The organism is Gordonia amarae NBRC 15530 (assembly GCF_000241345.1).
Lineage (GTDB): Bacteria > Actinomycetota > Actinomycetes > Mycobacteriales > Mycobacteriaceae > Gordonia > Gordonia amarae.
Genome location: NZ_BAED01000065.1, coordinates 1 through 23,312, shown reverse-complemented (window position 1 = coordinate 23,312; position 23,312 = coordinate 1). Strand labels below are relative to the sequence as shown.

Below are 23,312 nucleotides of genomic sequence, written 5' to 3'. Positions count from 1 at the left end.
CGGGTATAGCCAAATAAGTTATTCAGCGTTAGTCTGGGGAGCGTTATCACCCACTGTTCGTGTGAAAGGAACCAGAACGTGGCCGATCAAGCATTCATCTACGAGGCGATCCGTACGCCCCGTGGCAAACAGCGCGGAGGATCGCTGCACAGCGTCAAGCCTGTCGACCTCGCGTCCGGCCTGATCAACGAGGTCCTGGCCCGCCACGGTGGTCTGGACCCGGCCGAGATCAACGATGTGGTGCTCGGTGTGGTCTCGCCGGTCGGCGAGCAGGGTGCGGTCATCTCGCGCACCGCCGCGATCCTGTCCGGGCTGCCCGAGACGGTGCCCGGCACCCAGATCAACCGCTTCTGCGCCTCCGGCCTGGAAGCCACCAACCTCGCCGCGGCCAAGGTCGCCTCCGGCTTCGACGACCTGGTGCTCGCCGGTGGTGTCGAGTCGATGTCGCGCGTGCCGATGGGCAGCGACGGCGGTGCGCTGTTCACCGACCCCACCACCGCGTACGACCACTACATCGTGCCGCAGGGCATCGGCGCCGACCTGATCGCCACCATCGAGGGCTTCTCCCGCGAGGACGTCGACGCCTACGCCGCCGAATCCCAGGTTCGTGCCGAAAAGGCATGGAACAGCGGCTATTTCACCAAGTCCGTGGTCCCGGTCCGCGACATGAACGGCGTCGTGCTGCTCGACAACGACGAGCACCGCCGTCCCAGCAGCACCGTCGAGAGCCTCGGCAAGCTGCGTCCGGCGTTCGCCGCGATGGCCGCGATGGCCGGCTTCGAGGACGTGGCGCTGCAGAAGTACCCGAGCGTCGAGAAGATCAACTACGTGCACACCGGCGGCAACAGCTCCGGCATCGTCGACGGCGCCGGCCTGGTGCTGCTCGGCAGCGAAGAGGCCGGCAAGCGTAACGGTCTCACCCCGCGCGGCCGCATCGTCACCTTCGCCGAGGTCGGCTCCGAGCCCACCATCATGCTCACCGGCCCCACCCCGGCCACCGAACTGGCGCTGAAGAAGGCGGGCCTGACCGTCGACGACATCGACGTCTTCGAACTCAACGAGGCGTTCGCGTCGGTCGTCATGAAGTGGATGAAGGATCTGAAGATCCCGCACGAGAAGGTCAACGTCAACGGCGGCGCCATCGCCATGGGCCACCCGCTCGGCGCGACCGGTGCGATGATCTTCGGCACCTGCCTCGACGAGCTCGAGCGCACCGGCGGCCGCTACGGCCTGGTCACCCTCTGCATCGGCGGCGGCATGGGCGTTGCCACCATCATCGAGCGTCTCTGACCCGCGGACTTCGAAAAGGAATCTTGAAAGACAATGAGTGACAACATGATCCGTTGGGAAAAGGGTGAAGACGGCATCGTCGTGCTCACCATGGACGATCCCAACCAGGGCGCCAACACGATGAACGCCCTCTACACCACCTCGATGGCGGCCACGGTCGACCGCCTCGAAGCCGAACAGGACGACATCACCGGTGTGGTGATCACCTCGGCCAAGAAGACCTTCTTCGCCGGCGGCGACCTCAAGGACATGACCGCCGAGCACACCGAGACCAAGCAGGAGATCGCCGCCCGGATCACCGCCACCACCAACGGCATGAAGGCGGTGCTGCGCCGCCTGGAGAACTTCGGAAAGCCCGTCGTCTCCGCCATCAACGGTGCCGCCCTCGGCGGTGGCCTGGAGATCGCGCTGCACACCCACCACCGCATCGCGGCCGACGTGCGCGGCAACCAGATCGGCCTGCCCGAGGTCACCCTCGGCCTGCTGCCCGGCGGCGGCGGCGTCGTGCGCGTCGTGCGCATGCTCGGCATCCAGAACGGGCTGATGAGCGTCCTGTTGCAAGGCACCCGCTTCAAGCCCGCCAAGGCCAAGGAGATCGGCCTGATCGACGAGGTCGTCGCAGGCGTCGACGAGCTGATCCCCGCCGCCAAGGCATGGATCGCGGCCAACCCCGACGCGCAGCAGCCGTGGAACGTCAAGGGATTCAAGATCCCCGGCGGCGAGCCCACCAACCCCAAGTTCGCGGCCAACCTGCCCGCCATCCCGGCGCTGCTGCGCAAGCAGATCAAGGGCGCCAACATGCCGGCCCCGCGCGCCATCATGGCCGCCGCCATCGAGGGCGCCTACGTCGACGTCGCCACCGCCGACGAGATCGAGACCCGCTACTTCGTGTCGCTGGTGACCGGTCAGGTCGCGCAGAACATGATCAAGGCGTTCTTCTTCGACCTGCAGCACATCAACGGCGGCGGCTCGCGGCCGCAGGGCTACGACAAGTACACCGCCAAAAAGGTCGGCGTCATCGGCGCCGGCATGATGGGTGCGGCCATCGCGTACGTGTCGGCGCAGTCCGGCATCGAGGTCGTCCTCAAGGACACCACCCTGGAGAACGCCGAGCGTGGCAAGGGCTACTCGGTGAAGCTGGTCGAGAAGGCCGTTGCCAAGGGCAAGCTGACCCAGGAGAAGGCCGACGCGCTGCTGGCCCGCATCACCCCGACCGAGAAGGCCGAGGACTTCAAGGGTGTCGATCTGGTGATCGAGGCCGCGTTCGAGTCGGTCGAGGTCAAGAACAAGGTGTTCGCCGAGATCGAGGACATCGTCGAACCCGACGCCATCCTGGGCTCCAACACCTCCACCCTGCCCATCACGCTTCTCGCGGGCGGTGTGAAGCGTCAGGAAGACTTCATCGGAATCCACTTCTTCTCGCCGGTCGACAAGATGCCGCTGGTGGAGATCATCAAGGGTGAGAAGACCTCGGATGCGGTGCTGGCCAAGGTCATCGACTACACGCTGCAGATCCGCAAGACCCCGATCGTGGTCAACGACAGCCGTGGCTTCTTCACCAGCCGCGTCATCGGCACCTTCATCAACGAGGCCCTCGCGGCCGTCGGTGAGGGCATTGAGCCGGCGTTCATCGAGCAGGCCGGTTCGCAGGCGGGCTACCCCGCGCCGCCGCTGCAGCTCTCGGATGAGCTGACGCTCACCCTGATGCAGAAGATCCGCAAGGAGACCGTCGCCGCGGCCGAGGCCGCCGGTATCGAGGTACCGCCCCACGCCTCGTACGACGTCGTCGACTGGATGGTCGAGAACGGCCGCGCCTCCCGCAAGGACGGCGCCGGCTTCTACAACTACGAGGACGGCAAGCGCGGCCTGCTGTGGCAGGGTGTGCGCGACCACTTCAAGTCGGGCAGCAACACCATCCCGCTCGAAGACCTCAAGGAGCGCATGCTCTTCGCCGAGGCCCTCGAGACCGTCAAGTGCTTCGACGAGGGTGTGCTCAACTCGGTGGCCGACGCCAACATCGGCTCGATCTTCGGTATCGGCTTCCCGGCCTGGACCGGTGGCGTGATCCAGTACATCAACGGCTACGAAGGCGGCCTGCAGGGCTTCGTCGACCGCGCCCGCGACCTGGCGTCCAAGTACGGCGCCCACTTCGAGCCCCCGGCCTCGCTCGTCGAGAAGGCCGCCAAGGGTGAGAAGTACTGACCTGATCTGACCCCAGCGCCCCCGCCCGGTACATCTGTCCGGTCGGGGGCGTTGTCGTTGCCGCGGGAATCAGCGGAAGAGAATACCGCCGTCGATGAGGCCGGCCTGGCCGGTCATGTAGTCCGAATCCGGGCCGGCCAGGTACGAGACGAAACCGGCCACGTCGTCGGGGGTTTCGGCGCGGCCCAGGGCGATGCCGGAGACGAACTTGTCATAGGTCTCACCCTCGGCGGCACCGGTGAGGGCGGCGAAACGCTTGTCGATCTCCACCCACATGTCGGTGCCCACGACGCCCGGGCAGTAGGCGTTGACGGTGATCTGCCTGTCGGCCAGTTCCCTTGCGGCGGCCTGCGTGAGGGCGCGCACCGCGAACTTGCTGGCGCTGTACACGCCCAGCATCGGGAAGCCGTCGTGACCGGCGATCGACGAGGCGTTGATGATCTTGCCGCCGTGACCGAGTTCGATCAGCTTGGCCGCCGCGGCCTGAATGCCCCACAGGGTGCCGTTGACGTTGATCGCCCATAGCTTGTTCACCTGCTCGGGTGTCGAATCGGCGACCGACTCCACGAGCGCGATGCCCGCGTTGTTGACCATGATGTCGAACCCGCCGAGCGCCGACGCCGCATGGTCGACGGCCGCGAACACCTGATCCCGATCACTCACATCGGCGGCGAAAGTCGTTGCCTTGACGCCCAGTTCGACCACCTCCTGCGATACCCCCGCCACCGCGTCGAGGCTGAGGTCGACCAGGCACAGGTCGGCGCCGTCGCGGGCGAGCCGCAACGCGATGCCCCGGCCGATGCCGCGCCCCGCCCCCGTCACCAATGCCACCTTGCCCTCGATCGGCCGTCCTGTTGTGCTCATGTCGTCGCCACGCTCCTTCACGTCGTCCATCCGCTCTCTGACGCCCCGGACGCTAGGCCCCTACCCGCCGGTACAACAGGGTTGCCACCCGTTGCAACGGTGTTCCCGCGTCGCAAACTTCGTCCCGCTTATCGGATATCGCGAAAACCTATAAGCGGGACGAAGTTGTGGTCGCGGGAGTCGGTTAGATCAGGCCGAACTTCGTGAGCCAGGGGTGGAGGAGGGCGGGGAGGGTACCGGATTCCAGTGTCGGCCAGGTCCAGCGGATGACCATCGGGCCTCGGGCGCGAATCTCGTCCTCGCGGACCTTCTCTGGGACGACGGCATCGGTGGCGTTCTCTCCGATGCGAAGAAGCCTCCCGTACTTGACCTTTCCGTCGAACTCGCCGACCAGCTTCTCGTCCCAGTCGAAGTCGGTGGCGTATGTTCCTGAGCGGCAAACGAATCGGTGCTGCAGCCGCGGTATCGGCAACCCGGCCTCGATCATCTGTGCCCGGCTCCACGACTCGCCGACGCTCTCGGATGCCCCGTCGGCCATCGACAGTGCGCGAGCCGCGCGACGACCGCCGACACGTCGACGTCGCGTGAGGATCTCGGCCATCAACGCGGCGTCACCACCACGCCGGATCGTCTGGTCGAAGGCGGTGAGGGCCTGGGCGAATGTTCCGGCACACGCGACGTCGACGGCGGTCCGCTCAGGGGAGGTCACGGCGATACCGTCGACGGTGGTGATCTCGTCGTCGTCGATCGGTGCCGCGTGCAGGTGCCGATGCCTACGGATTCCGCCGCCCGACGACTGCCCGGTGACGACATGAACCTGCTGGATACTCGGCTTCAGCAGCGGCGCCGCGTGCATCGCCGCAGCGGAGTCGTGACTGATAGGCAGAATCGGACCGTCCGTGCGGGTGGACGTCGCGATCGCGATCGCGGTCAGCCGGTGCAGTCGTTGCGCACCCTCGCGTCCGGTGAAGTCGTCGCTGGGACGCACATACACGCCGGGGTACAGCCTTAACAGATGATCGTCTCGGATCGCCGAGGCGATCTCCCGATCACAGATCCCGACGAGGTGCGCCGCTTCGCGCCGGACAAGCCCAAACGAGTCAGTGGGATACATGTTCACGCGAATCAGACGCAGCAGCCCCCCGTTTGGTTCCATCGAGTTTTCCCGCGTCGCAAACTTCGTCCCGCTTATCGGATATCGCGAAAACCGATAAGCGGGACGAAGTTGTGGTCGCGGGAGGGTCAGCGGGCGAGGAAGGCGGCTACCGTGGCCTCGAAGGCTTGTTTGGCTTCGATCATCACCCAGTGGCCGCACTTGGGGAAGACGTGGAGCTCGGCGTCGGGGATCAGGCGCATCGGGGCCAGGGCCATGTCCGGTGGGCTGACGCGGTCGTCGCGGCCCCAGGTGAGCAGGGTGGGGCACGAAATCTTGTGCATCAGAGCCCAATACGGGGGGATGTCGGCCTGGGCGAGGAATTGTTGCTGCATCTCGAACGAGGCCGAACCGTACATCGCACGGGCGGTCTTGAGGGCGTCGGGGTTGAGGGCGACCTCCCAACGTTCCTCGATGAGTTCGTCGGTGACCAGGCTGCGGTCGTAGACCATCGCGTTGAGCCAGCGGACGAGCTTGTCGCGGTCGGGGGCGTCGGCGAACTCCTGGAGCAGGCGCAGGCCCTCACTGGGGCTGGGGGAGAACAGGTTTGGCCCGACGCCGCCGATCGTGACCAGTTTGGCGACACGCTCGGGCTTCTTGATGGCCAGGTTGACGCCGACGACCCCGCCCATCGAGTTGCCGATCATCGGCGCCGACTCGATGCCCAGGGCGTCCATGAACCGGGTGACCGAACTGCCCGCGGTGAGCACCGGCATGCCCTCCCACGGGTCGGAGACGCCGAAGCCGGGGAACTCCAGGACCAGGCAGCGATGGGTCTGCGCGAAGAAGCCGAGGTTGCCGCGGTAGTTGCGCCAGCCGGTCACGCCCGGGCCGGAACCGTGCAGCAGGAGCAACGGCGGGGCGTCGGGATCGCCGGCCTCGTGGTAGCGGAGCACACCCTTGTCGGTGGTCAGTTCGCGTTTGGTTCCCTCGTATGTCACATCCACGAGGAACAGACTAGAACGTGTTCTAGTTCTTTGTCACCGGGGTGGCGGGTGATCAGTGGGTGTGGGTGTGCCGATGCTCGACGCCGAGGATGTCGTGCAGGATGCGGTGCACGATCGCGTCGTGGACGACGCGGTAGCGGACCGTGCGGCCCTCCTTGTCGGCCGACACCCAGCCCTGGTCGCGCAGGGCGCGCAGTGACTGGGACGCCGCGTTCTCCGTGATCTGCGCGGCCGCCGCCAACTGGGTGACGGTCTGGTCGGGTTCGGCGTGCATCTCCACCAGCAGGCGCAGCCGGGTGGTGTCGCTGAGCAGAGAGAACCTCGACGACCATTCGTCGATGTCGGAGTCGGGTATGCGGGCGCCTGGTTGGTCGGACATCACGCTCCTGTCTCGCCTGGGGTATGGGTACGCATTATGCCCTGCGGGGTGTGGGAGGTGGTGGGGTCCTGATTGTCGGCCACGTCCACGGGTCGTGGAATCACGCTGCGCGCAAATCTTGAGATTCGATTCAAGTTTGTTGCCCGTGGGGCTGGTACTGGCGTCGCACAGCGGGCAGGATGTGACCTGACGCATTAGCGTCCGCTGATCAGTGACGACAGATGGGAGCTCCCGGTGAAGGTAAATGGTGCGATTCTGCGGGAAATCGGCAAGCCATGGCAGATCGAGGAGTTCGAGCTCGGGGATCCCGTCGAGGACGAGGTGCAGGTCAAGCTCGTCAGCTCCGGTCTCTGTCACTCCGACCACCACCTGCGCACCGGCGACAGCCCCGTCCCGCTGCCCGTCATCGGCGGCCACGAGGGTGCGGGCGTCGTCACCAAAGTCGGCCCCGGCGTCACCCGGCTCAAGGAAGGCGACCACGTCGTCACCGCCTTCATCCCCGCCTGCGGTGTGTGTGAACCGTGCTCGCGCGGCCTGCAGAACATCTGCGACGAAGGCGCCCGCCTCATGACCGGCCTGGCCATCTCCGACAACACCAACCGGCTGCGGACCCACGACGGCCTGCCGCTCACCCAGATGTGCCTGCTGGGCACCTTCGCCGAACACATCACCGTCAACCAGGCCTCCCTCGTCAAGATCGAGGACGACATCCCGCTCAAGGAGGCCGCACTCCTGGGCTGCGGTGTCGCCACCGGCTGGGGCTCGGCATCGGAGATCGGCGGCACCAAGGCCGGCGACACCGTCGTGGTCGTCGGCATCGGCGGCGTCGGCATCAATTCCGTGCAGGGCGCCGTCGCGTCGGGTGCACGGTTCGTCGTCGCCGTCGACCCGGTGCCGTTCAAGCGCGAGATGGCCGAGAAGATGGGCGCCACCCACACCTTCGCCTCGATGGAGGAGGCGCTGCCGGCGGTGGGTGAGTTCACCTGGGGCAAGATGGCCAACACCACCATCATCACCGTCGGCGTCATCGAGGGGGAGATGATCGCCCCGGCGCTCGCGCTCACCGCCAAGGGCGGGCAGGTCGTCGTCACCGGCATGGGGCCGGCCTCCGACATCGACGTCAAGCTCAGCCTGTTCGAGCTGACCCTGCTGCAGAAGCGGGTCCAGGGTGCCATCTTCGGCGGTGCCGGACCGCGCACCCAGATCCCCAACCTGCTCAACGAATACCGGGCCGGCAAGCTCAACCTCACCGACCTCGTCACCACCCGCTACACGCTCGACCAGGTCAATGAGGCCTACGACGACATGCTCAACGGCAAGAACATCCGAGGCATGATCGAGTTCTAGTGCTGGGCAACCTTCTTTGATCCCTGACGCTCGCTGCTTCGTCGCTTCGGCCTCAGGGATCAAGAGGGTGGCTGTTTCGGCCATCCCTGCCGCGCGTGTTCCCAGAAGTAGCGGAGGAGGTCTTCGCCGACGTGCGCGGTGGTGGTGTCGATGACGCCGTTGGCGCCGTGGATCTCGCTGTGCAGCCGTTCCATTCGCTCGTCGAGTTCGGTGGCGGTGCGGGCGGCGTCGGTGAGTTCGTCGATGAGTTCCTGCGGCACATCGCCGTCGTACTTGTAGAAGATCTTGTGTTCGAGGGTGGCCCAGAAGTCCATGGCGACGGTGCGGATCTGTAGTTCGACCGTCACATCGACCGGACCGGTGGACAGGAAGATCGGGATGCTCACGATGGCGTGAAGGCTCTTGTAGCCGTTGGGTTTCGGGTTGGTGATGTAGTCCTTGATCTCCAGCACCCGCACGTCGTCCTGGGAGGTCAGGGTATCCAGGATCCGGTAGGTGTCGGCGATGAAGCTGCACGTGATGCGGATGCCCGCGATATCGGTGAGTTCGCTCCGGATCGTCTCCAGGTCGGGTGTGATGCCCTTGCGGATCGCCTTGCGCAGCATGCTTTCCGGGGCCTTGACCCGGGAGGTGACGTGCTCGATCGGATTGTAGTGGTGCAGATGCGCGAACTCCTGCCGCAGGATGGTCACCTTGGTGAGCATCTCGTCGACCGCGAACTGATGCTCCATCTGGAAACGGGTGATGTCGGCCCGGAACCGGGACATGAACGCCAGCCGCTCGCGATCGACGAGATCCCCGGTCTCCGCCGGCCCGGCGATACCTGAACTCACAAGCTGCCTCTCACCACGACAAGCGGTCTGCCGTCACCAGATCCGGACCCGATCGGCCTCGGCCAGGTACAGCTCGTCGTCCGCGGTGACGCCGAACGCGTCGTAGAAGGCGTCGACATTGCGCACCACGCCGTTGCAGCGGAACTCCGGCGGCGAATGCGGGTCGATGGACAGTCGCCGGATCGCCTCGGCGTCACGGGTTTTGGTGCGCCAGATCTGCGCCCACGAGAAGAACACCCGCTGCACACCGGTCAGTCCGTCGATCACCGGCGGCGTGGTGCCCTCGGTCGCGACGTCGTAGGCGACCAGCGCGATGGACAGCCCGCCGAGGTCGCCGATGTTCTCGCCGATGGTGAACTCGCCGTTGACCGTGAACTCGGGGTCGAGTCCGGTGGGGGTGAACTCGCTGTACTGGTCGATGAGTTTCTTTGTGCGCTTACCGAATTCGGTGCGGTCCTCGTCGCTCCACCAGTCCACCAGGTTGCCGTCGCCGTCGTACTTGGCGCCCTGATCGTCGAAGCCGTGCCCGATCTCATGACCGATGACCGCGCCGATACCGCCGTAGTTGGCGGCGTCGTCGGCGTCGGGGTCGAAGAACGGGGGCTGCAGGATCGCGGCGGGGAAGACGATCTCGTTCATGCCCGGGTTGTAGTAGGCGTTCACCGTTTGCGGGGTCATGAACCACTCGTCGTGATCGACGGGTGCGCCGATCTTGGCGAACTCACGGTCCTGCTCGAACGACATCGCCCGCGCGTAATTGCCCACCAGATCACCACGGTCGACGACCAGCGCCGAATAGTCGCGCCCGCGCGCCGGGTAGCCGATCTTGGGGGTGAACTTGCCGAGCTTGGTGAGCGCCTTCTCCCGGGTGGCCGGCGTCATCCACTCCAGGTCGGAGATGTTGCGGCGGTAGGCCTCCACCAGGTTGGCGATCAGCTCGTCCATCCGCGCCTTGGCCTCGGGCGGGAAATGCTTGTCGACGTAAAGCTTGCCGACGGCGAATCCGGCTGCCTCTTCGACGAATTCGACGCCCCGCTTCCAGCGATCGCGGATCGTTTCGGCGCCGGTGAGGGTGCGGCCGTAGAAGTCGAACTGGGCGTCGACGAACGGGGTGGACAGGAACCGCGACGCGGTGCGCAGCAGCCGCCACGCCAGCCACGTCGTCCACTCCTGCAGCGGGCGGGAGGCCAGCAGACCGGCCGCACCGGACACGAACGACGGCTGACCCACGACGATCTCGGAGAAGGTGGCGTCCCCGCTGGTGCCCAGGCCGCCGAGCCAGGCGCCGACATCGTAACCGGCTGCGGCGCCGGTGAACTCGTCCAGAGTCATGAGGTTGTAGGTGAGGTCGGCGTCGCGGCGGCGCACAACGTCCCAGTGGGCGGCGGCGATGGCCGTCTCCAGGTCGAGGATGGTGGCGGCGCGACCGGCGGGGTCGTCGAAGCCGGCGAGTTCCAGCACCTGCTCGACATGCTTGACGTACGCGGTCCGGGTCTCGGCGTGCTTGTCGTCGCGGTAGTACGACTCGTCGGGCAGGCCGAGACCGGACTGGGTGACGTGCACCAGGTAGCGGTCGGACTGCTTGGCGTCGGTGTCGACGTAGAACCCGAACAGTCCGGGCACGCCGTGCCGCTGCAGCCGGCCGAGCCGGGCGGTGAGTTCGGCGGTGGTCCCGATGGCGGCGATCGCCTCCAGTTCACCGGCGATGGGTCCGATACCGAGGGCGTCGATGTGGTCGGTGTCCATGAAGGACGCGTACAGGTCACCGATCTTCTGCGCGTCGCTGCCGCTCGGCGGATCGGATTCGGCGCAGCCGGTGATGATGTCGCGCACGTTCTCCTCGGCGCGGTCCCGGAGATAGTGGAAGGCGCCGTCGACCGAGCGATCCTCGGGGATCACGTGGGAGGCGAGCCACTTGCCGTTGACGTGGGTGAACAGGTCGTCGCCCACCTTGACTGAATCGTCCACCCAGGAGAGGTCGAGGCCGGAGGACAGGTCGGAGTCGGGATGCGAGGTCGTCACCCGATCCATCCTGTCATCGGTCCGGCGACCTGTCACTCGAGTACGCAGTCAGCGAACTACTCGCCCGGCCCGTCATTCACCCAGCCTGCGGTTCATCGCCCACACCAGGATCTCGGCGTCGGTGACCGCGGTGACCGGTTCGCCGCCGACGTCGCCGGCGCGGACCGCGTCGCCGGTGCCGAGTGTCCGGCCGGCCACCCGGACGCTGCCGGTGGTGACGAACAGGTGGGTGAACCGGGAGTGCGGCAGGGCCGCGGCGGTGCCGGCGGCGAGGCGGGCGGCGGACAGCGTCGCCGACCGGTTGGCGATCCGGATCGCCGAATCGTGCGCCGGATCGCCGGAGGCGACGGTCACCAGGCCGCCGCGGCCGAGTTCGGCGCCCACATCCCGCTGGTCGTACGACGGGGCGAGGCCGGACTCGTCGGGGGCGATCCACATGGCCACGAAGCGGACGGGCGCCACCTGCCCCTCGGCGGTGTCGTTGCGCTCGCTGTGCAGGATCCCGGTGCCCGCGCTCATCCGCTGGGCCAGACCAGGGTGGATGACGCCGGAGTGGCCCTCGGAATCCTGATGGACGAGGGCGCCCTCGGTGACCCAGGTGACGATCTCGGTCTCGCGGTGCGGGTGGGTGTCGAAACCCTGGCCGGGCGACACACGCTCCTCGTTGTTCACCAGCAGGGTGCCGAAATGGGTGTTGCCTGGGTCATAATGGTCGCCGAACGAGAAGCTGTGCCGGGACGTGACCCAATCTGTCTCCGTGGTCGCCCTGGCATCGCTCGTGATGACCGTGAATGCATCGGCGGGGAGTGACCGGGACGGGGTGGACATAGGGTCAAGTATGTAACGTGGCAGGTCAAAGTACCGAAATTGCCAGGGTGGGCTATGGCCGGATCGGGTGTGATCCGCTCCATGTCAACGTTGGTTGGTAGGGTCGCAGCCCTGAGATAGGATTGTGACGGTTCTGAATCCCGAATGGTAGCTGGCACACTCGCGGTGTGCTTGTTGCAAGAGTGAAAATTGTGACTATGAGGATCTGGGCAAAACGCGTGCCGGTGGCCGCAGCGTGCATCGCTGTGGCCTGCGGTGGTGTCGCGGTCGCCTGCTCCGGTCCCGAGCTCGACACGACGGCCGCGGGCGTCGCCGAACTCTACGCATCGGCGATCGAACGTCAGGACCCCGCCAAGGCCGCCACCTATACCACCGCACCCGGGCAGGCCGGTGAGGTGCTCGCCGCCTCGCTCGCCTCCATGAATGCCGACGACATCGACGTGCAGGTGGACAAGCCCGTCGAGTTCAGCGACGGCACCGCGTCGTTCTCCCTCAAGACCACCTGGAAGTGGCAGGACAAGCGTGTCTTCACGGCGGTGACCACCGGCAACGCGCGGCACCTGTCCAGCGGCTGGCGGGTCACCTGGGATCCGGGCCTCATCTACTCCGGCCTGACCAACGGCGGCGCCCTGCGCCTGATCCGCACCGACGCCACGCCCTCGCCCAAGGTGCGCAGCCGCAGCGGCAAGACCTTCATGCTCGAGCAGCGGGTCAACGACATCGTCCTCGACCCCACAAAGGCCCGTGACGTACGCGCGGCGGCGAAGTCGCTGGCCACGATCCTGGAACCGATCGCACCGCTGATCACCGCCAAGGTGATCGAGGGCAAGGTCGCCGACGCACCCGGCAAACCGATCATCGCGGTCACCCTGCGCGACTCCGACATGGGCGCGCTGGCCGGCGATCCAGACCGGATCGCGGGGGTGTCGACCCGCAAGTACGGCAAGCTCGTGATGGCTGACCGCCGGTTGTCGTCGCCGCTGGAGGTGGGCCTGACCAACTACTGGCAGGCCATCCGCGATGCCACCGCCGGCTGGGAAGTGCAGATGATCGCCCCCGGCGCAAAGCCGCGTGAACTCGGCGGCGAGCAGGGCCCGCCCGGACCCGACGTCAACACGACCGTCGACCAGAACGTGCAGCTGTCCCTCGGCGACGCCGTCGTCGACGTGGGGCAGCCCGCGACGATGCTGGTCCTGGACGCGACCACCGGCGGAGTGCTGGGGTTCGCGCAGAACTCGTACGCCGCCAACCGCGGGATCAACGTCGACGCCGTCTACCCGGTGGGTAAGACCCTCGACCCGGTGTGGGAGGCCGTCGACGCCGCCTCAGGATCGGACGGGCAGTCACGCGGCCGGCTCCTCGACCGCAGCGGCCTCGGCGTGAAGTTCACCGTGCCCGGCGCCAGCGCGCTCGTCGGCGCCCGGCCCACCGTGACCACCATCGACTACAAGTCCGACACCACCGCGGTGTCGATCATGAACATGGGCGCCTTCGGTGTGGCGCTGGCCCGCAGCCGCCAGGGTGCGCCGCCCGTCGCCCCGTACGTGATCAAGGGGGTGCCCACCAAGGTCTCCGGCGGCGAGCTCGGCGAGGTCGGCAGCACCATCACCGAACCGGTGTTCAAGGCGATGACCAAGACCGTCGCCACAGGCGACGCCAGCGACCTCACCAACGCCCCGGGACTCAAGGCGCTGGTGGGCACCAACGGTCCCCAGGGGCCGGGCTGGTTCCTCGGTCTGCAGGACGGCAAGGTCGTGGTGATCTACACCGAGGGTGAGAAGTCCGGGACCGCGGCCCTGCAGGTGGCCCAGAAGTACTTCCGGATCAAATAGCGCTCGTCTGCCGGCCCGCTCCCGCACGCCGGCGGACGACAGCCGCGGCGATCGCACGCCAGCCGAACAGGAACACCGCCGTCGCGATGCTCGCGACGATCACGAAGCTCAGCGCCACGCCCTGATGGACCAGAGCGCGCAGCAGCATACCGATGGCCACGGTGCACACCCAGATCATGATCGCCGGACGGAAACGTTCCGGACGGAACATCCGGCCGAACTCCCCGCCCGACTCGACGTTGGCGTACAGATAGGTGAACGTCCACCCGACCGCGGTGCCCACGGCGAACGGCCACAGGGTGTCGAGGATGCCCGTCGGGGTCAGGCCGTGGTCGTGGTCGGCGCGGCCGATGATCACGAACACCGTGATCGCGACCAGGTCCAGCAGTGCGGTCAGCCACACCGGGACGGTGATCGGCAGGGCCTCGCGCACCGGGCTGTCGATGTGGGACGGCCCAGAATCAGTAGTGCTCATGGCCTAGACGGTAGCGGCACTCAGCGCCGGTCGTCGTCTCTGGTGGTCTCCTCGCCGGCCGTGGGTCCGGTGGGCCGATCGGCCGAGGCGTCGTGCGGCGGTGCGGAGCCCGGCTTCGGGTCATCTCCCCTTGTGGTGTCAGGCGCTGTGGTGTCAGGTGCCGGGGTGTCCGGCGGTGGCTGGGCCGGTTCGTCGGCCTCGAGTTCGTCGCCGATATCGCCTTCGGACCGGATCGCGGACCGGAACATGAAGTAGATGATCACCCAGCCGACGACCGCCACGAACACATAGCTGATCAACCGGTACACCAGCACCGCGGTGATGGCCTTCTCGACGGGCATGCCGGCGCTGGTCAGCGCGGGCACCAGCATGGCGTCGACGACTCCGATACCGCCCGGCAGCAGCGGGATGGCGGTGCCGACCGCCTTCGACGCCGCATACGCCACCATCAGGCCCGAATAGCTCGGGTACGAGTCGACCGCCCAGCACGCGAACATCAGGCAGGCGACGTCGGTGACCCAGTTGAAGAAGCTCCACCCGAACGCGACCGTCGTGTCGCGGCGGTTCAGCTGCACGGCGCGCAGCTGCTCCAGCGTCTCGAGCAGTTTCTCGACGCCGTGGTCGAGGGGTTTGTTCCGGAACTGATTGATCCATTCCAGGACCTTGATGCCGGTCGACTGCAGATACTCGGGGTGCGTGGCGAAGTACTGCAGCAGCGTGGCCACCGCGATGAACCCGAGCACCGAGAACAACACCGAGAACGGGCTGGTCTTGGCGCCGGCGATCATCGCGCCGCCGAAACCGAGGACGGCCAGGCCCACACCGGCCAGCAGTCCCGACATCACCACCTGCCACGAGGCGACCACCGGAGTGGCGCCCCATTTGCGGGTCTGCCGGTAGGTGAAGGCCGGTGCGAGCACCTGCCCGCCGGGCATCGTCTGGCTCACCGAGTTGGCGGCCAGCACCACCGACAGGGACTTGAACTGGGAGACCTTGACGCCCGCCGACCGGAACAGGGTCCGCTGGACCTGTGCGAAACTGTCCATGGACAGCATCGCGGCGACGATACAGGCGAGTACCCACGCCCAGTTGAGTTGGCCGATGCTCGCCCACGCGTCCTTCAGTTTCGGCCAGATGAGTACCGCTTCGACGATGAGGGTCACCGCGATGAGTACCAGCAGCACCCGCTTGACCCACCGCCAGCGATGCTGAGGCGAAGGGTTGATCGGGGTAGTACCGTCCGAGGACATGGTGCATACCCTAGCGATCCCCGGGTCATGCGATTGTGAATGAGGGGTTGCGCGAGTCTCAATTCGACGGAACGGCGGGGGTACGCCGTGGCCGGCGGACTCGGGTGTTTCCCAGGCCGGTGGAGGTTTTCCCGGGCATCGTCGACGCCGATCCGGTGGGTCCGCTGTGGCGCGGCGCGCAGCTGTTCCGGGTGGTCAGCTACTGCTACGCGCTGGGATTTCACATCGCCGTCAACAGCGATCTGCTGCATCCCGGCATCGCGTGGGCGCTGTTCGGGGTGCTGACCGCGACGACAGTGGTCTGCGGTGTCGGCTATTACCGCGGGTTCGCCCGCACCAGATACTGGGTCGCGGGCGAGATCACCGTCGTCGTCGCCCTCATGCTCTCGACGATGTGGGTGGCCGACGACGAGTGGGCGCTGGGCAACCAGACCTGGCCGACGACGCTGTGGGCCACCAACTCCATGATCTCGGCGGCGCTGCTGTGGGGTCCGTGGTCGGGAATAGAGACGGGCCTGGTGATCGGCGCGTCGAGCACCATCGTGAAAGGAACGTTCGACCCCAACCTGGGCCGTAACGCGACCATCATCGTGATCGTCGCCGCGGGTCTGGCCGTGGGGATCGCGGGGGTCACCGCCCGCAGGCTGCACGAGACGCTGAGCGCGGCCGAACGTCGCGCCGCCGCCGCGGAGGAGCGGGAACGGCTGGCCCGGCACGTGCACGACGGGGTGTTGCAGACGCTGGCGTACATCGCCAAGCACGGCCGGGAGATCGGCGGCCCGAGCACCCGGCTGGCGGAGATGGCAGGCGAACAGGAGCGCGCGCTGCGCATGATGATCGCCGACATCGGCGACGCCGACACGGACCTGCCGGCGGTGGCCGACGACACGGCGGAGGGGCCCGGCGCCGTCGACCTGACCGCGGTGCTACGAGGCCTGGCCGCCGACGACGTATCGGTGAGCGCCCCGGGCACACCGGTGCCGGTCAGCGAGGTGGTGGCCGGCGAACTGCTGGCCGCGCTGGCCAACGCGATCGACAACACGCGTGCCCACGCCGGACCGGGAGCGCGGTCGTACGTGCTGCTCGAGGACATCGACGACGAGGTGGTGGTCAGCGTCCGCGACGACGGCGTGGGGATCGGGCCCGGACGTCTCGACCAGGCCCGGCGCGACGGCCGGATGGGGGTGTCCAAGTCGATCGTCGGCAGGATCGAGGCGCTCGGCGGGAGCGTGCGAATGGAGTCCGCTCCCGGGGCGGGCACAGAATGGGAATGGACGGTGGGCCGTGGCGTCACCTGAGCCGGGGAGAGATCGAACGTGAGGGGTAGGGGATGACTGTGGAAGAGCCGAGACTGCGCGTGATGGTGGTCGACGATCATCCGATGTGGCGCGACGGGGTGGCCAGGGACCTGACCGATGAGGGATTCGACGTGGTCGCGACCGCCGACGCGGTGGCCAGCAGCGCCCGGCGCGCCAAGGCCGTGCTGCCCGACGTGGTGCTGATGGACATGCAGCTGCCCGACGGCACCGGCGTGGAGGCGACGGCCGCGGTCCTCGCCGCATCACCGGCGACGCGGGTCCTCGTGCTGTCGGCGTCCGACGAACGCGAAGATGTGCTCGACGCCGTGAAAGCCGGTGCGAGTGGCTATCTGGTGAAGTCGGCGTCGAAAGCCGAACTGGTGGAGGCGGTTCGGGCCACGGGAGCCGGGCAGGCGGTGTTCACGCCGGGGCTGGCCGGTCTGGTGCTCGGCGAGTACCGGCGGATGTCGCGTGAACCGGAGTCCCCGGCCAGGCCCGCGCTCACCGAACGCGAGACGGAGGTGCTGCGGCACGTGGCAAAAGGGTTGAGCGCCAAGCAGATCGCCACCCGGCTCGGCGTCAGTCACCGGACGGTCGAGAACCACGTGCAGGCGTCGCTACGTAAACTGCAACTCGGCAACCGCGTCGAACTCACCCGGTACGCCATCGAGCACGGCCTCGACTGAGGCGCGCTCCGGGCTGGTTCATCCCCCGGGGCGTCTATCGTTCCGTCTGGCTGCGGCGCAGCAGGTCCTGGACGCTGATCTGACTGTCGTCGTCTCTGCTCGCATGCCGGTCGCCGCCCCTGTCGGCCGCTTCCCGGTTGCCCGCTTCCCTGGTACCGGTGTCCCTGGTGCCCGCCTCATGGCCGCCGCGGCGTGCGGGAGCCGGCTGGGCGGCTTCGTGGTCGCGGTTCTCCGGTGACAGGCCACGGTTGAGCAGCGGATCGCCGTCGGGTCTCGCCGACGCCGACAAGCGCGGCCTGCGCGCCGGTTCCGGCTGCAGTTCTGCGGCCAGCGGACCTCCGCCACCGGGCTCACCCAGGTCGGGTCGCCGGTTCAGGACCGACTGGTCGGGGCGCCGGCCGCGTCGTGGTGCCGGGTCGGTGGGAGAGGTGTGGCTGCCGGGCGGGGTGGGCGCAGGTGGCTGCTGACCCGGTGCGGGCCGCTGCCCCGTCGTCCAGGGACCGGTCATCCGGGGACCCGGGCCGGGCCCGCCGGTCGCCCGGGGTTCCCGGGCCCGTGGATCGGGGATCGGGGGCACCTGGACCGGGGGTTCCGGGGTCCGGGGTTCTGGGAGCCGGGGTTCGCGGGAACGCTGCTCCGGGGTGCGGTGCTCGGCCGGGCGAGGTTCGGGAGCGGGTCGCTCCGAGGTCCGGTGGTCGGGTGCCGGCTGCTCGGGGCGTCCGCCGGTGATCCGCTGTGGGATGTCGACCGAGGCGGGACCGCCCGGGTGTTCGGCGGCCTGGACCGGTTCGGTGGGCGGCTGCGCCGGGAACGAACCCGAGCGGATGCCGCTCGAACCAAGTGTCCAGGTACCGGTGTCGGGGGTGTGCGCACGCTCGCGGCCCGCGCGGGTCAGGCGTGGGGTGCGGAACGATTTCCAGCCGCCGCCACCGCCGATCGGCTGCGGGGTGGGTGCGAAGCGGACCGTGGACACCGCGGGCTCGGCCGCCGCCCGCACCGACTCCTCGTTTGCCGAAGCGTCCGGGGCCTCGACCTCGCGGCCGCGGGCCTTGGCCGCGCTCACCTTGGCCGCGGCAACCTTTGCCGGGCGCACCTTCGTACTGGCGGGTGCCTCCTGCTGGGCGGGCGCCTCGTCGGGTACGGACGTCACGGCCGGTGTCTCCTCGGGGGCCGGTCGGGCCGCGGGCGGCGCGTGCTGCGGACGCGGGCCGGGACGCGGGCCGGGACCGGTAGTGCCGGGGGCGCCGGCACCGGGAACAGGGGCACCGGGGAACGGGGCGCCAGGACGTGGGGCGGGGGCGTCGGGACGCGGCGTCGGCGGGCCGGGCATCGGATGGCTCGAACGCCGCACCTGCGATGCCATGGGCCGCACACCGGCCGCACGGGCCGCGCGCAGCACCGATGTGGGAGCCTCGGCGACCACGCTGCCGGCGCTGCGCACCACGCGGGTGCCGGGCGCGCCGTCGCGCAACTGGTCGGGTTCGTCGGCGAGGACCGTCTCACCGAGCCCGATCTTGCGCTGCACGGTCTGCATCCATCGCGGAGCCCACCAGCAGTCGTCGCCGAGCAGTTTCATCGTCGCCGGCACCAGCAGCATGCGGATCACCGTCGCGTCGAGGATGAGCGCAGCGATCATGCCGAACGCGATGTACTTCATCATCACGATCTCGGACAGGCCGAACGCGCCGGTCACCACCACGAGGATGGCCGCGGCAGCGGTGATGATGCGGCCGGTGTGCGCAGTGCCCACGCGCACCGATTCGGTGGTGCTGGCACCCTTCTGCCTGGCCTCGACCATGCGGGAGAGCAGGAATATCTCGTAGTCGGTGGACAGGCCGAAGATGATCGAGATGATCAGGACCAGCACCGCCGCGAACATCGGTCCGGGAGTGAAGTTGGCGATATCGGCGCCGTGGCCGTCGACGAAGATCCAGGTCAGGATGCCGAGGGTGGCGCCGAGACCGAGCGCGGTCATCAGCGCCGCCTTGATGGGCAGGATCAGCGACCCGAACGCCAGGAACATCAGCAGGCCGGTGATCAGCACCAGCATCACCGTCATCAGCGGCAGCCTGCTCATCAGGGCGTCCATCGAGTCCTGGGTGAGCGCGGGTGTGCCCGCCACCCACATCCGCAGGCCCTGGGTGTCGATGGCGCGCAGATCCTTGATCGCCTGGGCCGCGGTGGTGCGGTCGACCAGGCCCGCCGACATCTCGATGATGGCCGGGCCGTTGTCGCCGTACTGGCCGGTCTTCTCGCCCTCGGCGTTGAACTGTTTGGTGAAGCCGGGGACCTTGTTCGCCTGATCGGCGATGGCCTGGAGCTTCGTGGTGACCTCGCCGTCGTTGGTGTCGTAGGCGATGACGAGTTTGACCTCTTCGGTCCGCTGCGCGGGGAAGGCCTTGTCGAAGCTTTCCTGCGCCTGCCGTGAGGAATTGCCGGGCGGTAGATAGGCCTCGCTGATACCGCCGAACTTGATGCCGGAGAACGGCACGATCAGCACCAGCAGGAGTAGCACCACCGGGATCGCGGTGGCGATCGGGTGCCGCATCACCCAGCCGGCGAGCTGTCCCCAGAAGCCTTCCTCGATCTCGGCCTTGGTCTTGGTGCGGCGCAGGAACGGCAGGCCGAGGGCGTCGACGCGCGGCCCGAGGATGGCCAGCAGCGCGGGCAGCACGGTGATCGACAGCAGCGCGGCCAGCGCCACCGACGCGATCGCGCCGTACGCCACCGACTTGAGGAAGCCCTGCGGCATGATCAGCAGACAGGCCAGCGCGGCGACGATGATCGTCGCCGAGAACACCACGGTCTGACCGGCGGTCATCACGGTTCTTCGGACCGCGGCCTGCGTCGAGTAACCCTCGGCGAGTTCCTCACGGAACCGGCTGACGATGAACAGGCCGTAGTCGATCGCGATGCCCAGACCGATCAGCGTCACCACCGACTGGGCGAAGATGTTCAGCTCGGTGGTCAGGGCCAGGATCTTCATGATGCCCAGCGAGCCGGCGATGGTCAGGCCGCCGATGAACACCGGCAGCACGGCGGCCACCACGCCGCCGAACACGAAGAACAGCATGAGCGCGACCAGCGGCAGGGCGATGATCTCGGCGCGGTGGATGTCCTCGTCCATACCGCGGGCCATCGCACCGGCGATCGGCTGCAGGCCGGCCGTCTCGAACTTGGTGCCCGGCAGATCGAACCGTTGGGCGATCCCGGTGAACTGGTGCTCGACCTTCTTGTAGTTCTCCAGGATGTCGGTGTCGTTGTCGCCCTTGATGCCGATGGAGACGAACGCCTGCGACCGGTCCGCGGAGAAGAGCTGCTCCTCCTTCATGTCCTGGGCGGCCTGCGCGGCGGGCGTGTTGCCGACGGGCTGGAACGGATCGAAGATCCCCGGATCCTCACGCCCGACGACGTCGGGATTCTCGTCGACGAGAGCGTTGATGAAGTTCTCGACCTTCGCCCCGAACGCCTTGTCGTCGACCTTGGTCCCCTCGGGCGGGGTGACCAGCAGGATGACGTCGGATTTGTGGTCGCGGCCGAACGCGGTGTCGGCGATCTGCGAGCCCTTGACCGACTCGGACGTCGGGTCGAACCAGCCGCTCTGGCTGAGGTGTTTACCCAGGTCGAGGCCGAACAGCCCCAGGCCACTCATCATCACGACGAGTACGGCGATCACCGCATACCGAAGCCGGAAGACCATGGTGCCGATGGCTCCGAACACGCCCGGCTCCTTCCACGTGACGATCGTGTCTCAAAACATTGAGCGTACGTCTATCGGCACGATTGTTTCAGCACCGCCTGAGTTACCGCTGAGTCGTGGCGGCCCGGGAACTAACGCAGCAGGGCACGCAACGGCCGGAACGGGGTGAGCCAGGCACCCTCGTCGGGCAGCGAATCGAGGCCGATCCGGGGCAATGGTTCCCTGAATACGCCGTCGATATCCTCCAGATCGACGAATTCCAGCCCCTCGGACGACAGCGCCCAGCTCGCGTGTTCGCGGAAGCCGATGACGGTGACCGGGATCCCTGCGGCGGCCACGTCGAGAAGTGGCTCACGGAACGCCTGCCCGTCGGCTGAGGCGACGACGACACCGGCCAGGCCGGTGGTGCCGCGCCGCAGCTCGATGTGGGCGAGCATGTCCGAGTCGACGTCGCTGTCCTCGGTGAGCTTGGGTTTGGCGAACACCGCGAAACCGACGTTGCGCAGGGCGTCGACCCAGGGGCGGACCACGTCGGCGCTGCCGGGTGCGATGTTGGTGAACACCGTCGCCTCGGGTTCGGGCACGGCGCCGCCGGTCGTGGCGATCTCGTCGGTGCGGCGCAGCAGCCAGCGTCCGAGGGCGTCGAATCGGGGCCGGTAGGCGGCGGTGGGACGGCCGCCGATGATCGCACCGAGCCCCATGTCCATGTTGGGTGCGTCCCAGACCAGCAGCACGCGCGGGGCGGCGAGCTGACCGGAGATCGCGTCGCCGAAACGAGGTGCGGCCGGTGTGCCGGCCTGGTGATCGGGGGTGGCGGCTGCCGTGGCGTCGTGGTCGGCCATGTGTGGGTGGGTTCCTGTTTCTTTCTGGTCTCACCCGTCCTCAAGCGGCCGGGTGTAGACGAATTCGTTGACCCTGCGTCCCTCACGTTCGGCGCGGCCCTCGAACTTGGTGGTCGGCCGGGTCAAGGACAGCGGGGAGTCGGTGGTCAGCGGGATGACATGCGGCCGGTCGCGGTCCTGGGTGGCGAGAATCTCGGCGATCCACACCGCGTAGTCGGCATGGTCGGTCGCGATGTGCAGGATGCCACCGGGCCGCAGCCGGTCGGCTATCAGTTCGATAGTGCCCGATTGCAGGAACCTGCGCTTGTGATGCCGCGATTTCGGCCACGGATCCGGGAAGAACACCCGCACCCCGTCGAGCGTTCCCGGCGCGATCAGTTCGGTGAGCACCACCATCGCGTCGCCGCGGATCAGCCGGACGTTGGTGAGCCCGCCCCGGTCGATGAGTCCCAGCAACTGCGCCAGACCCGGCTTGTAGACCTCGACGGCGATGGTGTTGACGCCGGGTTCGTCGGTGGCCATCGCGGCCGTCGACACGCCGGTGCCGCTGCCCACCTCCAGCACCGTCGGCGCCTCGCGCCCGAACAACCCGGCGATGTCGAGTTGCGGCTGCGGGATGCGGTCGCGGCCGATCTCCAGGTCCTGGCCGAGCTGCGGCCACAGCGTGTCCCAATTGCGTTGCTGACCGGGCGTCAGGGTGCCCCGGCGGAACCGGAAGCTCGTCACCCGCGGGAACAGGCGGCTCCGGTCGACGTCCTCCGGAGACGCGCCGTCAGGGGCGGGATTGCCGGGTTCGTCGGGTTTTCCGGGTGTATCGGGGCCGGGCTGGGGTTCGGGGTGCTGCTCGCTCACCCGGATATCGTGCCAAGTTATCCACAGATGTGCCCGAGGGGGTGCCGCAGGGCGCCGGATGCGGGATACATTCGTCCCCCAGAGGCGGCTGGATCCGGCGGGGACCGGACCGTGTGGGGATGCGGCCGGGGGAGACGATCGGGGGATTCGTTGATCGAGGGTGTATCGCACCTCGCGGATGCCGTGCGGGAGCACGGGCGGCCGCTGTCGGTGGCGGTGATCGGGCGTCCGGGGACGGGACGTAAGACGATGGTGCGGGCGCTGCGGCGACAGCTGTCGCTCGACGCGCGGGTGGCGGCGGAGCACATGCCCCTTTCCGGTCCCGACTTGTGGTGTCACGTCCTGTCGGGGCCGCCGCGCGCGGCCGACCTCGAGCTCGCCGGCCGCCTGCCCGCCGACCGGACGGTGGTGGTCCTGACCAAGGCGGACGTATACGGACCCGTCCCCGATATATCGGCTCCGGTATTCGCTCCGGGAGCCTCGGCGACGGCGGCCCGCTGCGCCCGCGAACT

18 protein-coding genes and 1 pseudogene are annotated in these 23,312 nt (G+C 67.9%); 7 read left to right on the top strand and 12 right to left on the bottom strand.

What is annotated here, in order from left to right; all coding sequences use genetic code 11:
* The first annotated feature begins 78 nt into the window (after positions 1-78).
* Complete coding sequence (locus tag GOAMR_RS19790) at positions 79-1,290, top strand: acetyl-CoA C-acetyltransferase (protein ID WP_005192154.1); 1,212 nt, start codon at positions 79-81, stop codon at positions 1,288-1,290.
* Between the two features lie 33 nt (positions 1,291-1,323).
* Positions 1,324-3,492, top strand: a complete 2,169-nt coding sequence (locus tag GOAMR_RS19785) for a 3-hydroxyacyl-CoA dehydrogenase NAD-binding domain-containing protein (RefSeq protein WP_005192152.1) — start codon at positions 1,324-1,326, stop codon at positions 3,490-3,492.
* 69 nt (positions 3,493-3,561) lie between these two features.
* Here GOAMR_RS19785 and GOAMR_RS19780 read toward each other — a convergent pair whose 3' ends face one another.
* The 4 genes from GOAMR_RS19780 to GOAMR_RS19765 form a co-directional block, all read right to left on the bottom strand.
* Complete coding sequence (locus GOAMR_RS19780) at positions 3,562-4,356, bottom strand: acetoin reductase (protein ID WP_040515905.1); 795 nt, start codon at positions 4,354-4,356, stop codon at positions 3,562-3,564.
* A gap of 184 nt (positions 4,357-4,540) precedes the next feature.
* Positions 4,541-5,512, bottom strand: a complete 972-nt coding sequence (locus GOAMR_RS19775; RefSeq protein WP_005192146.1) for a type IV toxin-antitoxin system AbiEi family antitoxin — start codon at positions 5,510-5,512, stop codon at positions 4,541-4,543.
* A gap of 86 nt (positions 5,513-5,598) precedes the next feature.
* Positions 5,599-6,456, bottom strand: coding sequence for an alpha/beta fold hydrolase (locus GOAMR_RS19770; protein ID WP_005192143.1), 858 nt, complete (start codon positions 6,454-6,456; stop codon positions 5,599-5,601).
* Between the two features lie 52 nt (positions 6,457-6,508).
* On the bottom strand, positions 6,509-6,835 hold the full coding sequence (locus GOAMR_RS19765) for an ArsR/SmtB family transcription factor (RefSeq protein ID WP_005192139.1): 327 nt from the start codon (positions 6,833-6,835) through the stop codon (positions 6,509-6,511).
* A 234-nt stretch (positions 6,836-7,069) separates the two neighbouring features.
* Between GOAMR_RS19765 and GOAMR_RS19760 the strand changes: the two genes are divergently transcribed.
* A complete protein-coding gene (locus GOAMR_RS19760) occupies positions 7,070-8,182 on the top strand; it encodes an NDMA-dependent alcohol dehydrogenase (protein WP_005192138.1) in 1,113 nt (370 codons plus the stop codon).
* 59 nt (positions 8,183-8,241) lie between these two features.
* Here GOAMR_RS19760 and GOAMR_RS19755 read toward each other — a convergent pair whose 3' ends face one another.
* The 3 genes from GOAMR_RS19755 to GOAMR_RS19745 all read right to left on the bottom strand — a co-directional run bounded on the left by GOAMR_RS19755 (position 8,242) and on the right by GOAMR_RS19745 (position 11,865).
* The gene (locus tag GOAMR_RS19755) at positions 8,242-9,015 is read right to left on the bottom strand and encodes a GTP pyrophosphokinase (protein WP_005192134.1); all 774 of its coding nucleotides are present in this window, start codon (positions 9,013-9,015) and stop codon (positions 8,242-8,244) included.
* Between the two features lie 33 nt (positions 9,016-9,048).
* Positions 9,049-11,046 carry a M13 family metallopeptidase gene (locus GOAMR_RS19750; RefSeq protein ID WP_040515896.1) on the bottom strand — a complete coding sequence of 666 codons (1,998 nt, stop codon included), beginning with the start codon at positions 11,044-11,046 and terminating at the stop codon, positions 9,049-9,051.
* A 63-nt stretch (positions 11,047-11,109) separates the two neighbouring features.
* Positions 11,110-11,865, bottom strand: coding sequence for a pirin family protein (locus tag GOAMR_RS19745; protein ID WP_005192128.1), 756 nt, complete (start codon positions 11,863-11,865; stop codon positions 11,110-11,112).
* A gap of 197 nt (positions 11,866-12,062) precedes the next feature.
* Between GOAMR_RS19745 and GOAMR_RS19740 the strand changes: the two genes are divergently transcribed.
* Complete coding sequence (locus GOAMR_RS19740; RefSeq protein WP_005192125.1) at positions 12,063-13,697, top strand: NTF2-like N-terminal transpeptidase domain-containing protein; 1,635 nt, start codon at positions 12,063-12,065, stop codon at positions 13,695-13,697.
* Here the strand turns inward: GOAMR_RS19740 and GOAMR_RS19735 are convergent.
* Entirely contained in the window at positions 13,690-14,172 is a 483-nt protein-coding gene (locus GOAMR_RS19735) for a DUF3054 domain-containing protein (RefSeq protein ID WP_005192124.1), read from the bottom strand. The two genes, GOAMR_RS19740 and GOAMR_RS19735, sit on opposite strands and share 8 nt — an antisense overlap.
* 20 nt (positions 14,173-14,192) lie before the next feature.
* Entirely contained in the window at positions 14,193-15,422 is a 1,230-nt protein-coding gene (locus tag GOAMR_RS19730; protein ID WP_005192120.1) for a lysylphosphatidylglycerol synthase transmembrane domain-containing protein, read from the bottom strand.
* A gap of 119 nt (positions 15,423-15,541) precedes the next feature.
* On the opposite strand from GOAMR_RS19730, the gene macS reads away from it, so the two are divergent.
* Together macS and GOAMR_RS19720 are read left to right on the top strand one after the other, a co-directional pair.
* Positions 15,542-16,720 (top strand): MacS family sensor histidine kinase, encoded by a 1,179-nt coding sequence (macS, locus tag GOAMR_RS19725; RefSeq protein ID WP_005192118.1) that lies wholly within the window; start codon positions 15,542-15,544, stop codon positions 16,718-16,720.
* A 32-nt stretch (positions 16,721-16,752) separates the two neighbouring features.
* The gene (locus tag GOAMR_RS19720) at positions 16,753-17,406 is read left to right on the top strand and encodes a response regulator (RefSeq protein WP_005192116.1); all 654 of its coding nucleotides are present in this window, start codon (positions 16,753-16,755) and stop codon (positions 17,404-17,406) included.
* Positions 17,407-17,440: 34 nt separating this feature from the next.
* Here the strand turns inward: GOAMR_RS19720 and GOAMR_RS19715 are convergent, their stop codons facing one another.
* The 3 genes from GOAMR_RS19715 to trmB all read right to left on the bottom strand — a co-directional run bounded on the left by GOAMR_RS19715 (position 17,441) and on the right by trmB (position 22,686).
* Complete coding sequence (locus GOAMR_RS19715; RefSeq protein WP_005192114.1) at positions 17,441-21,127, bottom strand: MMPL family transporter; 3,687 nt, start codon at positions 21,125-21,127, stop codon at positions 17,441-17,443.
* 110 nt (positions 21,128-21,237) lie between these two features.
* Positions 21,238-21,948 (bottom strand): NYN domain-containing protein, encoded by a 711-nt coding sequence (locus GOAMR_RS19710; RefSeq protein ID WP_005192112.1) that lies wholly within the window; start codon positions 21,946-21,948, stop codon positions 21,238-21,240.
* Between the two features lie 30 nt (positions 21,949-21,978).
* Positions 21,979-22,686, bottom strand: coding sequence for a tRNA (guanosine(46)-N7)-methyltransferase TrmB (trmB, locus tag GOAMR_RS19705; protein WP_050942816.1), 708 nt, complete (start codon positions 22,684-22,686; stop codon positions 21,979-21,981).
* Positions 22,687-22,950: 264 nt separating this feature from the next.
* Here trmB and GOAMR_RS19700 point away from each other — a divergent pair.
* A pseudogene (locus GOAMR_RS19700) lies at positions 22,951-23,312 on the top strand (hypothetical protein); the annotation flags it as partial.